Raw genomic sequence first — 16,086 nt, 5'->3', positions numbered from 1 at the left:
AAAGAGAGGCCTCATGTGTCTACCGTTATAACGATTGTAAATGGCCCTAATTTAAATTTTCTTGGGAAGCGTGAACCAAAAATTTATGGCACTAATACTCTCGAAGATATTGAACAATTTTGCAGGGAATTTGCAACAGAGCTTGGTATGATATTGCATTTTTATCAAAGCAACTGTGAAGGTCAATTGGTAGGATGGATACAGGAAGCGGTCGAGACGAGTGCTGGGCTGATCATAAATCCAGCAGCTTATAGCCACACATCTATTGCAATTTTTGATGCGTTAAAAATATTTACGGGACCTGTAGTAGAAGTTCACTTATCCAATATTTATCAACGTGAAAATTTTCGCCATCATTCTTACATTTCTGCAGGTGTTGATGCAGTTATTACTGGGTGTGGCAGTGAAGGGTATCGGTTTGCGCTTGAATATATTGCTAAACGACTTAAATTTGGTGTACGAAGGCAAAATGTATCTAATATCACTTAATTGAATTATCACCTAATTAAATGAGGAAATTTGAATTTACTTGATAATTCTTTTTAAATGGGTAAGCATATCTGTAAGGTGTTGTTGGCTTTTTGATGATAGCTTCCAATATAAATGGGGCAAGTAGGATGAAAAACTTTGTTAAACGGGTAAATATGCTCGTGATTTTGGGAATTACGTTGCTTTTGTCTGGTTGTAAAATTGATGTTCTTCAGCCATCGGGATATGTTGCGCGTCAACAGCTTGTTTTGATTATTATGTGTGTTGTTGTTATGCTATGCGTTGTAATTCCAGTCATGGTTGCAGTGGTTTTTTTTGCAATTAAATATCGTGCATCAAATACAACGGAAGATTATTTACCTGAGTGGGGTCATTCAAATAAAATTGAAGCTTTTATGTGGGGTATTCCGGTTATTATCGTGATGGTTTTGGGTGCGTTGACAGCCTTTTATACTTATAGGCTTGAGCCTTCAAATTCACTTCCAGTAGCTGTTGTTGGTGAGGAAAAACCATTACAAGTAGATGTTGTAGCTTTAGACTGGAAATGGTTATTCATTTATCCTGAATATGGTATTGCATCAATTAATGAAATTTATGCACCAAAAGGCCGTCAAGTGTTGTTACAGATAACATCAGAAAGCTCTGTTAATGCTTTCTGGGTTCCAAAACTTGGAACAGTTCTTTATGCTATGCCACAGATGAATTCTAAATTGCATTTAGTGGCTGATGAGCAAGGAATATTCAATGGAAGCTCTGCCAATTATAGTGGTGATGGTTTTGCATATATGCGTTTCCAGTGGCATTCTGTGTCTTTGGAAGACTTCAATCGTTGGGTTGCTAAAGCTCAGAAAAATGGGCAAAAGCTTGATCGTTTATCTTACCGTAAGCTTGCTGTTGCACCTCGTATGGGTGATATTGCTGCAAAAGAAAAGGATGCTGAAGTGCGTTATTTTGCTCCTGTCGAGGATCGGCTTTATTATAGGGTCGTTAATCGATGTGTTGATGAAAATACAATATGCAACGAGAACTTAATGAAGCGTGCTGCTGCTCAGTCACTTTGGGGCGCTCTTTGTTCTGTTTTTGATGCTGATGTTATTTAAAAATTATCAATTGAGAGAGAATTCTTCCTTTAAGAAGATTTTTTTTAAAATGAAGTTCATTTGATATAGGATGAGAAATGTTTGGAAGACTTACAGATCCTACGGCGGGTGCTTTTCATGCACTTACACATGAGCCAATCGTTCTTTATACATGTATTGCAATTGTTTTGGGTGGTTTAGCTGCTGTTATTTCTTTAACGGTACTTGGCTGGTGGGGCATTCTTTGGCGTAATTGGATTACGACAGTTGATCATAAACGTATTGGAATTATGTATATCGTTCTTGGTATCATTATGCTTATTCGTGGCTTTGCTGATGCGATTATGATGCGAACACATCAAGCGTTGGCTGTGGGGAGTGAAGCTGCGGGTTATTTAACACCTGAGCATTTTGATCAGATTTTTTCGGCTCATGGTGTTATTATGATTTTCTTCATGGCTACGCCGATTTTGTTTGGTCTTTTCAATTATCTTGTTCCGCTTCAGATTGGTGCTCGTGATGTTGCTTTTCCATTTGCAAACAATTTAGGGTTCTGGATTACTGCAGCAGCAGCGATATTAATTAATATATCACTTGGCATTGGAAATTTTGGTCGTGGTGGTTGGTTGATGTACCCACCTTTTTCAGAATTGCAAAATAGCCCAGATACAGGAGTGGATTATTATTTGTGGTCGCTTCAGCTTTCTGGTATTGCGACGACAATGGGGTCAGTTAATTTTGTCGCAACCATCATTAAAATGCGCGCTCCTGGAATGACGATGATGAAAATGCCAGTTTTTTGTTGGTCTGCTTTCGTCAGTAATATTTTGATTTTAATTATTTATCCTGTTTTAGCTGTTGCATTTGCACTGTTGGCTGGTGATCGTTATTTAGGTATGAATTTCTTTACGAATACTGCTGGCGGTAATCCAATGGTGTGGATTAATTATGTTTGGATTTTTGGCCACCCTGAAGTTTATGTTCTTGTCGTTCCTGCTTTTGGGATTGTCTCAGAGATTGTCGCAACCTTTTCTTCAAAACGCCTTTTCGGTTATACTTCAATGGTATGGGCGATTTTGGTTATTTTAATTCTTTCACTTCTTGTTTGGGGGCATCATTTCTTCACAATGGGTGGTGGAGAAGCTGTAAATACTTTTTTTGGTATTGCGACGATGATCATTGCAATTCCAACAGGTGTGAAAGTTTTTAATTGGTTATTAACCATGTACAAAGGGCGAATTCGCTTTGAACCTCCAATGCTTTGGTGCATGGGAATGATATTTACGTTTGTTGGCGGGGGATTGACAGGCGTTTTAATGTCGATTGTTCCAGCGGATTGGCAATTTCATAATTCTTTATTCCTAATAGCGCATTTTCATCATACAATTATTGGAGGTGTTGTTTTTGCTTATTTGGCTGGATTGGCTTTTTGGTTTCCAAAGGCTTTTGGTTTTAAACCAAACCGCTTTTTAGGTATTGCATCTTTCTGGTGCTGGTTTGTTGGTTTTTATCTTGCTTTTTTCCCAGTTTATACGCTCGGTTTGATGGGTGCGACGCGCCGGCTTCAGCATTATATTGAGCCGAGCTGGCAGCCAATGTTCATTATTGCTGCGCTAGGGGCTTGTATTATTCTTCTTGGTATTCTTTGTTTTGCGCTACAAGTTGTTTTGGCTATTTGGTATGGTATTAAACATAAAGGAAATTTACCAGTAACGTTGAATGATCCTTGGGGTGATGCGCGCACATTAGAATGGTCTATTTCTTCACCTCCTCCTTCTTATAATTTTGCAACTATTCCAGAAGTACAGGCTGAAGATGCTTATTGGGATATGAAAAAGAATGGTTATCAGCGTCCAACAAATGGATTTACAAAAATTCATATGCCGTCAAATACTCCAGCTGGAGTTATTGCAGGATTTTTCTCATTAATCATTGGTTTTGCTCTTGTTTGGCATATTTGGTGGCTTGTTGCGATTGGATTTATTGGTTTTGTCGGAACGCTTATTTGTCATTCATTGATGGGTGATCATCATGGTTACTATATTTCATCTGAAGAAGTGCAGAAGACAGAAGATGCCTTCACAGCCGTTCTTAAAGAACAGGGAGTAAAAGCATGAGTGCTGTGACAACAAATAATGCTCATACCGATGAACATCATCACGACAGTAGCTCTGTTATGATATTTGGGTTTTGGATCTACATTCTTTCAGATTTGATCTTGTTCTCAACGCTTTTTTCGAGTTTTGCTGTATTTTCTGCTTCTTATGGTGGAGGAAAAGCGGGCAATGAGTTTATTAATTTAAGTTTTGTTTTGGTTGAGACTGCTGTTTTATTACTGTCATCAATTACTTATGGATTTGTGATGGTGCAAGCCCATAAAAATAATCTTTTTGGTGTACGTTTATGGATGGCTGTTACTTTTGCACTTGGATTATGCTTTATTGGAATGGAAATTTATGAATTTCATGAACTGTTAAATGAGGTGTTTTATTTCGAGCCTAATGCTTATGCTGGTCTTGATCCTGTAACAGGTGTAAAATTTTTTGGACGAGAAGTTCTATCTGCTTATTGGTCAGCGTTTTTCGCCTTAGTTGGCACGCATGGTCTCCATGTCAGTGCTGGCTTACTCTGGATGATGGTCATGTTTTTTCATTTGTATCGTCATGGTTTGGATCAAGATAACAAGACACGTTTAACATGTCTGTCAATTTTCTGGCATTTGCTTGATATTGTTTGGATTGGTGTTTTCACTATGGTCTATTTATTAGGAGCATTATAATGGGTTCACATAACAAAACGCATGATCCAAGTATTGGTTCTTATTTTATTGGCTTTGTTCTAGCTGTTCTTTTCACTTTAGGTTCATTTATTCCTGTGTTGTATGGGATGATGGATAGTTGGGCAATTAGCACGAAAGTCATTTATCTTATTGGGATGGCGCTTATTCAGATTGCTGTACAGATCGTTTTCTTTTTGCATTTAAATTCTGGTCCAGATGCGAAGTGGAATTTGGCAACCTTATGGTTTACGGTAATGTGCGTTTTTATTATCATCGGAGGGACATGGTGGGCTATTTCTCATTTAAATTATAATATGATGGGTGGTTCAGGGCGCATTATTGAGTCAGAAATAAAAGTGATGATACCAGAAGAGGTAATATTAGAGGATGTGAAGTTAGAAAAAGCAAAACCAAAAAATTCTTCTTCCTTTTATGAAGAGCAGTAAAACGCGAAACATTGAAATAAAGAATATGCAATTAATGTTATTTTATTTAAGTAGGTAATAATGGGTTGCATGCTTTAAAAAGAGTATAATCTAAATTTTAGTATAGAGGTTTTAGTTAGATAAGCAGGTTTTGCGTCAAGAATTATCACGATAAAAATAAAGTTATTGAAGATAATATTTAAGTTTTTTCTTTTACTTTTTAGCTGAAACAGAGTAGGCTTTTGAAGCGGAGATTAAAATAGATTTGTATGACAAGCTAAGCACTCGATATCTAACATTGCTTAGATCATTTTTATCGATTTTTGCTGTATTTTTTTTAAGATTTATTTTTTGTAGCCAAAATGCTGCAAAAGTATGAGCGATATAGCTGAATTGATGAAGAAGAAAATGGTTCTTTATTAGTGCTTCCGTGCTCGCTATAAACCTTATATTCTCAAAAATGAGAAGTGATCATATTAGAAAATTGTAAGAAAAAATTATGACTGTTATTTCAATAAGTAGAAGATGGACATTCATATTTGTTGAATTAATTAGAATCATAACTTTAAGTATACTTTTATTGTATAAAAAAGTTCTTTGATAGTTTAATAAAACCTTAATTTAAATTTAATGTGAATGGTCATTTATAGAGTGTGTAACAATGACACTTATGAAATTCAATACAATACACAAAAATTTAAAAAAGCTCATTCGTACTATGTTAATATAAACACACTGAAACTTAAATACTATCTTTTCGTGGGTTTATATTAAAGATATTTGTAACAGTAATATATAGGTTAAAATAGAGATTTGAAAGATTATCAGGAAATTTAATGAGTGCTGTTTCAATAACAGTTATTGGTGCTGGTTCTTATGGTACCGCGTTAGCTATTGCACTGGCGCGTAATGGTCATCGTGTTTTACTTTGGGGACATAATCATAAACATATACAAGAGTTGCAGAAATACCGCTGCAATCAAGCATTTTTACCCGATGTGCGTTTTCCTGATAATGTGTTATTTGAAGTGTCTCTTGAAGTTGCAGTAATGGCAAGTTGCAATATATTAATAGCTGTTCCAAGTTGTGTATTTCACCAAGTATTGCACAATATCAAACCCTATTTGAGTCAGCATTCACGTATTATTTGGGCAACGAAAGGCTTGGAATATGGTACAGGACGCCTTTTACAAGAGGTAGCTCGCGAGATTTTAGGTAACAAAATTCCTTTAGCAGTCTTGTCTGGACCAACTTTTGCTAAAGAGCTTGCTATAGGCTTGCCTACTGCAATTACGGTAGCAGCTTCTGATGCTGAATTTAGTAAAGAGCTACAACAACTTTTTCATTGTGGTAAAAGTTTTAGAGTTTATAAAAATTCAGATATGATTGGTGTTCAGTTAGGTGGGGCAGCCAAAAATGTCATTGCTATTGGTGCAGGAATATCAGATGGTATGGGATTTGGAGCAAATACTCGAATAGCTCTTATTACACGAGGATTAGCCGAAATTAGTCGCTTAGGCATTGTTATGGGCGCTGAGCTCTCCACATTTATGGGAATGACAGGTTTAGGTGATTTGGTTTTGACATGTACTGATAATCAATCGCGTAACCGCCGTTTTGGAATGCTTCTTGGTCAAGGAATGGATATAGAAAAAGCAAAACAACAGGTTGGACAAGTTGTTGAAGGATATTTAAATACTAGGGAAGTGCGTATATTGGCACAGCGCATCGGGGTAGAGATGCCAATTACGGAGCAAATTTATCAAGTCCTCTATTGTAGTAAAAGCGTATTAGAGGCAACTGATACACTGCTGAATCGTGCATTTAAAGACGAAATGCAGGATATGGATGTTTTTAAACTCCTCAAACATATAGAAAAATAATTTATATCATAATAGAAGCGTGGCATGAATTGCATTTGTCAATAAATAAGGCGATAATTTTTTAGTAAACTGTAGATAGTACAAACCATTTTTTATCACGATGACTTAAATAAACATAAAATTTGAGTCATCGTTTAAGATGTATCCTTGTTAATAAAATCATTATATTGCGATGATATATATATAACATTTATGTTAGGGAAAATATTTAATATTCTTTAAAATTATTGTTTATCATTCTTCTTGAATATCTTCAATTTTCTTTAGTTCTTCGAGTATTGGCATAGACATGATGTTATAGCCTGAATCAACATAATGAATCTCACCGGTAACACCTGATGATAAATCGGAAAGTAAATAGAGAGCAGCTTTACCGACTTCGTTAATGTCTACAGTACGACGTAATGGTGCATTTCGACGTTGATGTGAAAAGATGATCCGTGCAGATGCAATACCATTGCCAGCCAAGGTTCGAATAGGACCAGCTGAAATTGCATTGACACGGATATTTTGTGGACCAAAATCTGCTGCTAAATAACGTACCATAGCTTCTAAAGCGGCTTTAGCAACACCCATGACATTGTAATTGGGAACAACTTTCTGTGAAGCTCCATAAGTGAGTGTTAAAAGTGTACCACCATGAGGCATAAGTTTACCAGCACGTTGAGCAATTTCAGTAAAGGAATAGGCTGAAATGACCATTGTGCGATTAAAATTTTCCCGTGTTGTTATATCAACATAGCGTCCTTTAAGCTGTGTTTTATCTGAAAAACCAATGGCGTGAACAACAAAGTCGATCGTTTTCCATTCTTTTTCAAGATGTTCAAAAACGTAATCGACATTTTCAATTTTTTCAACATCGCATTCAAATAACAATTTGCAGCCAAGCTTTTTTGCTAATGGTTGAACACGTTTACCAAAAGCCTCCCCTTGATAAGTTAATGCTAATTCAGCTCCTGCTTTTGCAAGCTGACATGCAATGCCCCACGCAATTGAATGGTCATTTGCAATCCCCATAATAAGGCCACGCTTGCCCTCCATCAAACCTTTCATATTATTCTCCATAAAATCGTGCTATTTTAAAATTAGCTAAGACTTCCTCCTCGTTTATATATAGCGTTGGAAAACGAGCGTCGCATTAGTGCCACCAAAGCCAAATGTATTTGATAATACAGTATTAAGTTCTTTATGATCACAGCGTTTACGAATAATTGGCATATCGGCAAAAGCTGGATCAAGCTCTTCGATATGTGCACTTTCGCAAATGAAGTTATGATTCATCATCAATAATGTATAAATTGCTTCTTGAACACCTGCTGCGCCTAAAGAGTGTCCCGTTAAAGATTTTGTAGCTGAAATAGGAGGACATTGATCGCCTGTTCCAAAAACACGACGAATTGCCTCTATTTCTGGGGGATCACCAACAGGCGTTGCTGTTGCATGAGGATTGATATAATCAATTTTATTTTTCACGTTCGCAAGCGCCATGCGCATACATCGTTCTGCTCCGTTTCCAGATGGAGCGACCATGTCATATCCATCTGATGTAGCACCATAACCAACAATTTCTCCGTAAATTTTTGCACCACGTGCTTTTGCGAGTTCTAGCTCTTCAAGAACCAAAACACCAGCTCCTCCAGCAATAACAAACCCATCACGATTAATATCGTACGCACGTGAAGCTTTTTCTGGTACATCATTGTATTTGCTAGACATCGCACCCATCGCGTCGAATAAAGCAGATAATGTCCAGTCTAAATCTTCACAGCCACCAGCAAAGATACGATCCTGTTTTCCATATTGTATTATCTCGTAAGCATTGCCGATACAGTGATTGGATGTTGCACAGGCTGAAGAGATCGAATAGTTTACTCCCTTAATTTTAAAGAAAGTTGCAAGTGTTGCGGATGCTGTAGAACTCATTGCCTTAGGTACGACAAAGGGGCCGATGCGTTTTGGACCTTTTTGGCGTGTAATGTCAGCAGCTTCAACGATTGACTGCGTAGAAGCTCCACCAGATCCCATAATGATACCTGTTTGTTCATTTGATATTTCGTTAGGTTCTAAGCCCGCATCAACGATTGCTTGGTCCATTGCTATATGATTCCAAGCGGTTCCACGCCCGTGAAAGCGCAAGGCGCGTCGATCAACCAATTCTTCTATATTAATATTCGGTTTCCCATGCACTCTACTGCGGAATCCTAACTCGGCATACTCAGGTGCGTAAGAAATTCCAGATCTTGCTTCACGTAAGCTAGCTAAAACAGTTTGAGGACTATTTCCAATCGCGGAGACAATTCCCATTCCGGTTACAACAACTCGACGCATTCATACCTCCTTGTTTCATACAGAATAACAAAATGACTCTTCTGATGGAAATAATGTTTCAGTCTTCTTTGAATAAAGCAACACGTAAATTACTTGCTTTATAGATGGTTTCTCCATCTGCTTTCACCCATCCATCGGCTATTCCTAAGACTAAACTTCCACTTCGGATACGTTTAAAATCTATTCCATATTCAAGAAGCTGGGTTTGCGGAGTTACCATACCTGATAGTTTTACTTCACCTGTTGATATAGCTCTTCCTTTTCCTTGTTCACCTAACCAACCAAGAAAAAAACCTGTTAATTGCCACATACCATCTAACCCAAGACATCCTGGCATGACAGGATCACCTATAAAGTGGCAATTAAAGAACCATAGGTCTGGAGTAATATCAAATTCGGCACGAACCATTCCTTTATTGTGCTCGCCACCAGTTTCACTAATTTGGGTGATTCGATGAATCATCAACATTGGCGGTGCAGGCAATTGTGCATTACCCTTACCAAACATTTCGCCGCGAGCGCAGCTTAAAAGCTCTTCATAAGTGTAGCGGGATTTTCGTTCAGCCATTGTTACTCCATGTATTTGCATATATTTTCACTTCTGCGCTTTTCCCAAATTTACTTTTAGAGCAAATTTTAAGGATAGGGAAATGATTTTATATCATTTTTGATGACAAAAGCCCTTTTTTATGTATCCTGCACAGAAAGTTATTTAAAATAGGACAAAGAAATTATATCATATGCTTTTTCTATTTTATAAAATTTTGGTCTTATTTGAATGAAAATGTGGTACGACTGTTGAGATGCTAATGGGCATTGCAGGTGGTTGGTGATTGAATGAAGAGGAGCGGTTCGTGAAAGATTATGGGAAGATTATGGATTGTCATTCCATATCTGTGTTAGAAAGGCGTTTGCGCCAAAATGGTTTGCGGCCGACACGTCAGCGACTAGAACTTGCTAATATGATTTTTTCTCAAGGTAACCGCCATATTGCTGCTGAAGAGCTATATGAGGAAGCAATTAAGTTGGGTGTTCCTGTATCTTTAGCAACAGTTTATAATACGCTTCATCAATTTACGGAAGCAGGATTGTTACGGATTATCGCCGTAGAAGGTTCAAAAACTTGGTTTGATACTAATACTTCTGATCACTATCATTTTTATATTGAGGGTGAAAATCGTATTCTTGATATTCCTGGCAATTTGGAAAAATCTCTTATTATTGAGAATTTACCTCAACCACCAGATGGTATGGAAATTTCACATATTGATTTGATAGTTCGATTAAAACCGAAAAATGCAATCTGATTGTAGAAATAAAGAAGTCTCATAAAGAGTAATATAAGAAAATAATCGCGGATTTGTTTGATAATTCACCAATTGTTAATTTTTTCGTTAGGGTAGATCCCCCACAATTGGGGTTGACGGAGCCATCCGCGGATGTTTTGAATATTTAGTTCACACCAGTATCCATCGCATCGTCGTATATGACCAATGACGTTAGGCTCTACTTCTGCTACAAGTGTTGCATTGTCTGCAGGGTTTTTGCGCAGCATAAGCCTTTTTGTTTTATCTTTTTGCCATGGAACAGTTATGGCAGTTCTCTTGCCTGATAAAAGCGATTGATATACCCACCCTTCACCGCCTTCAGCGTCACGGATTTTGCGCCACTGATCATATTCTTGAATAATTTCAATAGGTAAGCCTTGTTTTTGATAAGTAAAAACGATGGAATAATTGTTTCCTGGTCCAACACGTACATTAACGCGGGTGGGTTTAATTGAAGCAAATCGTGGAAGTGGTAAACCACTTGGTCCTAAATTTTGATTGGATGTTTGTGCCTGCGAAAAACTAGAGGAAACAGATAAAAATACGCCCGTTATTAAGATATATAATATGGAAACTAAAAATCGAAACCATCTAGAGTATTGCACACTTAAACCTCTTATCTCTTTGTTTGATATATTGGCAATTTAAGATCCAAAAGATAGGATCGAGAACTGATCAAAATATGGCATATCGCTAGTTAAAGAGATCTAAACAATGAGGAAATTATTATAGAAATGCGAAAAAAATAAGAAAAAATTAAATTTCTCAATGTCTGTTTGGTTTATATAATGCGGCTTGTAATAACGTGCGGCTCTTTAATGAAGGTTTTATAAGTAAGCTGGTGAGTCTTCATAATATCTAAAACGGGAAAAGATTAATAAAAGTTTTGGAATAAATGCTGAATGATATTTAGGAAAAGGCTAAATGGTTAATTTTATTTGAAATAGATGAATTCTATAAAAGTGAAGGTATCTCTTTGTCATACATGAACCAGAAATCGCCGTTACCTGTACGATTTTCGACGCGGATTAGATGAAAGAGTGTAAACAGTGTCGATACGAGTACGTTGTACTCATTAGAGTATGTACGCATTGATTCTCTAAATTGGTCGACGTTTTGCTATAGGATATCCATCTTTTTTAGCAATACGTACAACCGCGTCTTCTAATAGTTCAACCATAACATCCAAGGAGAAGCCATTTGCGTGTATAATATTTTCATGATCAATCATAATAGCGACATGATCCTTCCAAAAAATTAAATCGCCACGCTGAAGTTTGTCATTATCTGTGAGTTCTTTGCCTATAGTTTTTTCCTGCATATCAGCATCACGTAATACCATTTTTCCAGCTAACATCATAGAGAGCTGCACTAGTCCAGAGCAATCAATTCCAAAACCGCTGACACCGCCCCAAAGGTAAGGTGTATGAATAAGGGCTTCTGCAACTGTAACATAATCTTCATATACGCACCCAATGGGACTGAGATGGTGAGAAACAATAGCTCTTCCGTTTTCAAGAATAGAGTATTTTGTACCACGAACTTCTATTTCATCAACAACGGTTACTTTGCTTCCTATGGATAGGGCATATTCTACTGACCCGCGTAAATCAGCTTGTAGATATTGAAAAGTGCGCGGCACTGAAACAATATGTGTTTGTTCTATCGTTGATGTACAAAGAACTGTTGTATCGATGTAGCCAACATAACCGTCTTTGAGCGATTGCCCCCAAGACAAGAGTTCTTTTTGCTCAAAAATTAAGAGCTCTTCCCCTAATAAACACTCCGTTTGTCTTTCACTTTTTTTATTGTTTTCTTTAAATAGCTCAGCGACGGGTACATTAATGCGTTTTCTTTTACCTTGAACGAAACGTTGAGCTACAGTTTCCTTTTCAAGATGTTGATCTGCTAAATCACTTCTGAATGCACACAACCTTGGATCTTTATAAACCATCTATTCGCCTTCCATTTTTTGGCTTTTTACCTTTGAATAGGTGTATAAAAACCATATGAGTAGGATTTTTATCCTTTTAAAAGGACAAATTGCAATCTAAGACGCAGATCAATCATCTTTTCTATCATGAATTGTACATATTTATGGAAATTCCATGTCATGATTGATTTTTAAAAAGGTTATAAAGAGCACGAATAACTTGCGCAGAACCACCGACAGGATAGCCTGGTTTTTCTTTTTGAACCCACCCATAAAGATCAAAATGCGCAAAATGTTCAGCTTTTTCAACAAAAGAGTTAAGAAATAAAGCAGCGACTATGGAGCCAGCAAAACTATTTCCAGTTATATTGTTAAGATCAGCAATTGGTGATGATAACATTTCCTGATAAGGTTTCCAAAGTGGCATTTGCCAAAGAGGATCGGAAACAGAATGAGCCGATTGAGAAATTTGTTGCGCCCATATTGAATCATTACAATAAAATGCGGGAAGATCAGGCCCTAATGCTATGCTAGCTGCTCCTGTTAAAGTAGCCATGCAAAGCATGAATTGTGGGCTTTCTTCATCTCCATAGGTAAGTGCATCGGCAAGAATAAGTCGCCCTTCAGCATCTGTATTGCCAATTTCAACATTCAAACCTTTTCGACTTTTAAGAATATCGCCTGGTCTGTAAGCATTGGCAGAGATCGCATTTTCAACGGCTGGAATTAAAACACGTAGACGGAAAGGCAATTTGGCGTCCATAATAAGCTTAGCCAATCCCAAAATATGTGCACTGCCCCCCATGTCTTTTTTCATGAGTAACATATTGTTGGCTGATTTAATATCTAATCCTCCAGTATCAAAACTTACACCTTTGCCAACCAACGTTATTTTAGGATGGTTTTCCTTCCCCCAGCGCAGATCAATCAGCCGTGGTGCAGTGCTACTGGCTCGTCCTACGGCATGAATCATCGGAAAATTATGTGTTAATAGTTCATCTCCACGAATGCTTTCAACATGAGCGCTGTAGGTTTCTCCAAGTCTGCGTGCTGTTGCCTCAATAATCTCAGGGCTCATATCATTGGCTGGAGTATTAATAAGATCACGAACTAAAAAGACGGTTTCATAAATGCGTTGAACTTCATTAAGGTCAACTGCGTCGTTAACATGGATTGATAATGCGTCGAAGGAAGAATTTTGACGATAACGGTTAAATTGATAGCTTCCAAATGCCAATCCAAGATAGGCATTTATTTCATTTGAAGCTTCTCCTTCTAAATGCCAGTGTCTGCCAGCGGGGAGGTTTTTGGCAAGGAGCCCTGTGATAAAAGGTTCTTCACCATTGCCTAGCCCAAATAAAACTTTTTTTAAATGACCTGTTTCGTTAGGAACGAATAATATTTGTCCAGATTTTCCAGTAAAATCATTAACTTTTATCCATGTTTTTGTCGATTCATCAAGGGACGAATTAGCAAGATTTGTCGGATTTACCAAGAGGATAGGGCAACTATTATCAGCGCGTGTTGAGGTAAAATTAATGTGATGTGTGGTATACATATTCAAAATTCCTTATAATCATAATCGTCTAAGTGCGACATATTCGACCAAATGATTTTTCCCCTTTCGTAAAATAAGATTGGATCGTGGTCGCGTTGGTAATATATTTTCTTGTAAATTTTTAAAATTAATTGTTTGCCAAAGGTTTTCAGCAATTTTTAAAGCATCTTTCTCATTGAGCGATGCATAACGGTGAAAGTAAGATTCAGGATTTTGAAAAGCTGTTTTACGTAAACGTTTGAAGCGTTCCAAGTACCAGCGACGAATTACTTCTGTTTCGGCATCTACATAAATTGAGAAATCAAAAAAGTCTGAAACGAAAGGAATGATTTTTCCATCTTTAGGGAGATCATTGACCTGTAAAACATTAATTCCTTCAACAATTAAGATATCGGGACGATCAATGATAATTGTTTGATTTTCCAAAACATCATAGGTCAAATGCGAATAAAGTGGAGCACTAACATTGCCAATACCAGCTTTTATAGCAGAAAGAAAGCAAAGTAATTTATTAATGTCATAGGAATCAGGAAATCCTTTACGATGCATACGATTTTTTTGCTGTAAAACAGCGTTAGGATAAAGAAAACCATCAGTTGTAATCAAATCGACTTTAAGACTAGATGTCCAACGTTTCAAAAGTTCTTGAAGAATACGAGCGGTAGTTGATTTTCCTACCGCAACAGAGCCAGCAATTCCAATGATAAAAGGAGTTTTTTGGGTCTCTTCTTGATGTAAAAATTGTTGACGCTTGTGAAAGAGTTCCTGTACTGCTTCAACATGGCATGACAATAGTCGTGATAAGGAGAGGTAAATGCGTTGAACTTCGTCAAGATCAATTGGATCATTAATTGAGCGTAAACGTTTAATTTCATCAAAAGTCAAAGTGAGTGGTGTATCTGCACGAAATTGAGACCATTCTTGTGCAGTAAAAACACTATAAGGTGAATACCGATAAGAATCAGCAATAGATTTAATCAGGTTATTTTTTTGAAAGACTTTTGATATAGGCATATCAACAATTTATATTAGTTAAATTTTTTGGTACGGTAATAATTAAAGGCAAAGAATAAACTTTTTTATATTTAAACGAATTTTCTTTTGCATGTTTTCTTCTTTAAGATATCCTCAGTTAGCTTATAGTCCAGTCATTCCAGCACGCACTGATTTGTGCCAATGATAACCCTTGTGCCAAAAAAGACCATAAAAGTAAGCGCGCTTTTACTGCTGATAAATAACCAGCCATTAAGGCACCAGAAGCGATCATATCAGTTTCTGAGCCTTTATAGCCATAGGTCATACGGGTTGTTGAGCCATTATAGCAACGGCTAGCGATAATAATGGGTATCTTTTGTGTATATTGTTGCACGATATCTGCTACTTGAAAACTGCAATGTCCTGCGCCAAAACCAGCGATAACAAGACCCGCGTAATGTCCACTTTCAAGACAAAATTTTATTAATTGTGTATCAGAGGATAAAGAGGAATATAAAAGAGCAACTTGATGATTATTGTTTTTGGGAAGCTCGAAAGTCGTAGGAAAAAATTTTTTATCATTGAAATAAATGATTTTTCCTTCTAAAACAGTTCCTAAAGCTCCTGTTAATCCTGACTGAAATGTTTCAACTTTTACAGTATGACTTTTTTGAATCCAATAAGGTGAATGAATTGTATCATTTATTACAACTAAAACGCCTTTATTCCAGCTTTGTGAATGAGCAGCAACACGAGTTGCGGCCAAAATGTTAGCAGGTCCATCAGCTCCTGCTTCATGAGGTATACGCATAGCACCAGTTATGACGAGTGGTTCAGCTTTATTCCAGTAAAGAGAAAGAAAGAAAGCTGTCTCTTCTAATGTGTCAGTCCCTTGAGTTAAAACAATACCTTCTGCACCATTTTTTATCTGTTGTGTTGCCCACTCTATTATTTCAAAAAGAATTTTAAAAGATAATGATCCACTTGGTAATTGGGTTAGTGTTTGTGCCTGAATATTAGCAATATTATTTAAGCCAGGAACGTTTTTTATGAGTATATCTGAAGTTAAAGTTGGTTGCATTTGGCCAAAATTGTCAGCAGCCATTGCAATTGTTCCTCCTAGTGTTCCTATGGCTATTTTTTTCATAATTTTTCCTTTAAAGATGCAAAAAAATGCAAATTGTTTACAAAAGTTATTTAGCAACAATTTGCATTGACAGCAATGATATCATTTTTTTATTCCAATAAATTGAGTTGTGCTTAATCATTGTGTTTTTTTGTATATGTTCTTAAATAAAGACAATAATGA

Annotated in this window: 15 protein-coding genes; 7 read left to right on the top strand and 8 right to left on the bottom strand. The window is 36.8% G+C overall.

Annotated elements, in window-relative coordinates; genetic code table 11:
* Nucleotides 1-15 precede the first annotated feature (15 nt).
* The 6 genes from aroQ to gpsA all read left to right on the top strand — a co-directional run bounded on the left by aroQ (nt 16) and on the right by gpsA (nt 6,655).
* Nucleotides 16-489, top strand: coding sequence for a type II 3-dehydroquinate dehydratase (gene aroQ / locus V4B18_RS00985; RefSeq protein ID WP_455476000.1), 474 nt, complete (start codon nt 16-18; stop codon nt 487-489).
* Nucleotides 490-617: 128 nt separating this feature from the next.
* On the top strand, nt 618-1,589 hold the full coding sequence (cyoA, locus tag V4B18_RS00980; RefSeq protein ID WP_455475999.1) for a ubiquinol oxidase subunit II: 972 nt from the start codon (nt 618-620) through the stop codon (nt 1,587-1,589).
* Nucleotides 1,590-1,666: 77 nt separating this feature from the next.
* A complete protein-coding gene (gene cyoB, locus V4B18_RS00975) occupies nt 1,667-3,685 on the top strand; it encodes a cytochrome o ubiquinol oxidase subunit I (RefSeq protein ID WP_455475998.1) in 2,019 nt (672 codons plus the stop codon).
* Entirely contained in the window at nt 3,682-4,347 is a 666-nt protein-coding gene (locus tag V4B18_RS00970; protein ID WP_455475997.1) for a cytochrome (ubi)quinol oxidase subunit III, read from the top strand. The genes cyoB and V4B18_RS00970 overlap by 4 nt, the downstream gene beginning before the upstream one ends.
* The gene (gene cyoD / locus V4B18_RS00965; protein WP_455475996.1) at nt 4,347-4,793 is read left to right on the top strand and encodes a cytochrome o ubiquinol oxidase subunit IV; all 447 of its coding nucleotides are present in this window, start codon (nt 4,347-4,349) and stop codon (nt 4,791-4,793) included. The genes V4B18_RS00970 and cyoD overlap by 1 nt, the downstream gene beginning before the upstream one ends.
* Before the next feature lie 815 nt (nt 4,794-5,608).
* Nucleotides 5,609-6,655 carry an NAD(P)H-dependent glycerol-3-phosphate dehydrogenase gene (gene gpsA / locus V4B18_RS00960; RefSeq protein ID WP_455475995.1) on the top strand — a complete coding sequence of 349 codons (1,047 nt, stop codon included), beginning with the start codon at nt 5,609-5,611 and terminating at the stop codon, nt 6,653-6,655.
* Nucleotides 6,656-6,889: 234 nt separating this feature from the next.
* Here gpsA and fabI read toward each other — a convergent pair whose 3' ends face one another.
* From fabI to fabA, 3 genes are read right to left on the bottom strand one after another with little or no spacing between them, the layout of a single operon-like run.
* Nucleotides 6,890-7,708 (bottom strand): enoyl-ACP reductase FabI, encoded by an 819-nt coding sequence (gene fabI, locus V4B18_RS00955; protein ID WP_455475994.1) that lies wholly within the window; start codon nt 7,706-7,708, stop codon nt 6,890-6,892.
* Between the two features lie 54 nt (nt 7,709-7,762).
* Entirely contained in the window at nt 7,763-8,983 is a 1,221-nt protein-coding gene (fabB, locus tag V4B18_RS00950) for a beta-ketoacyl-ACP synthase I (protein WP_455475993.1), read from the bottom strand.
* Nucleotides 8,984-9,041: 58 nt separating this feature from the next.
* Nucleotides 9,042-9,551 carry a 3-hydroxyacyl-[acyl-carrier-protein] dehydratase FabA gene (gene fabA, locus V4B18_RS00945; RefSeq protein ID WP_455475992.1) on the bottom strand — a complete coding sequence of 170 codons (510 nt, stop codon included), beginning with the start codon at nt 9,549-9,551 and terminating at the stop codon, nt 9,042-9,044.
* Nucleotides 9,552-9,858: 307 nt separating this feature from the next.
* On the opposite strand from fabA, the gene irrA reads away from it, so the two are divergent.
* Complete coding sequence (gene irrA, locus V4B18_RS00940) at nt 9,859-10,290, top strand: iron response transcriptional regulator IrrA (protein ID WP_455476493.1); 432 nt, start codon at nt 9,859-9,861, stop codon at nt 10,288-10,290.
* Nucleotides 10,291-10,355: 65 nt separating this feature from the next.
* Here irrA and V4B18_RS00935 read toward each other — a convergent pair whose 3' ends face one another.
* The 5 genes from V4B18_RS00935 to V4B18_RS00915 form a co-directional block, all read right to left on the bottom strand.
* On the bottom strand, nt 10,356-10,916 hold the full coding sequence (locus V4B18_RS00935) for an SH3 domain-containing protein (RefSeq protein ID WP_455475991.1): 561 nt from the start codon (nt 10,914-10,916) through the stop codon (nt 10,356-10,358).
* A 494-nt stretch (nt 10,917-11,410) separates the two neighbouring features.
* Nucleotides 11,411-12,265, bottom strand: a complete 855-nt coding sequence (locus V4B18_RS00930; RefSeq protein ID WP_455475990.1) for a C40 family peptidase — start codon at nt 12,263-12,265, stop codon at nt 11,411-11,413.
* 157 nt (nt 12,266-12,422) lie between these two features.
* Nucleotides 12,423-13,802 (bottom strand): leucyl aminopeptidase family protein, encoded by a 1,380-nt coding sequence (locus tag V4B18_RS00925; RefSeq protein ID WP_455475989.1) that lies wholly within the window; start codon nt 13,800-13,802, stop codon nt 12,423-12,425.
* A gap of 18 nt (nt 13,803-13,820) precedes the next feature.
* Nucleotides 13,821-14,816, bottom strand: coding sequence for a type I pantothenate kinase (gene coaA / locus V4B18_RS00920; protein WP_455475988.1), 996 nt, complete (start codon nt 14,814-14,816; stop codon nt 13,821-13,823).
* 118 nt (nt 14,817-14,934) lie between these two features.
* Nucleotides 14,935-15,924: an asparaginase gene (locus V4B18_RS00915; protein WP_455475987.1), complete on the bottom strand. Its 990-nt coding sequence runs from the start codon at nt 15,922-15,924 to the stop codon at nt 14,935-14,937.
* Nucleotides 15,925-16,086: the final 162 nt, after the last annotated feature.

It is taken from the genome of Bartonella sp. B17 (assembly GCF_053795755.1).
The sequence above is the reverse complement of the archived record's forward strand: the minus strand, read 5'-3'. Positions and strand labels throughout refer to the sequence as shown.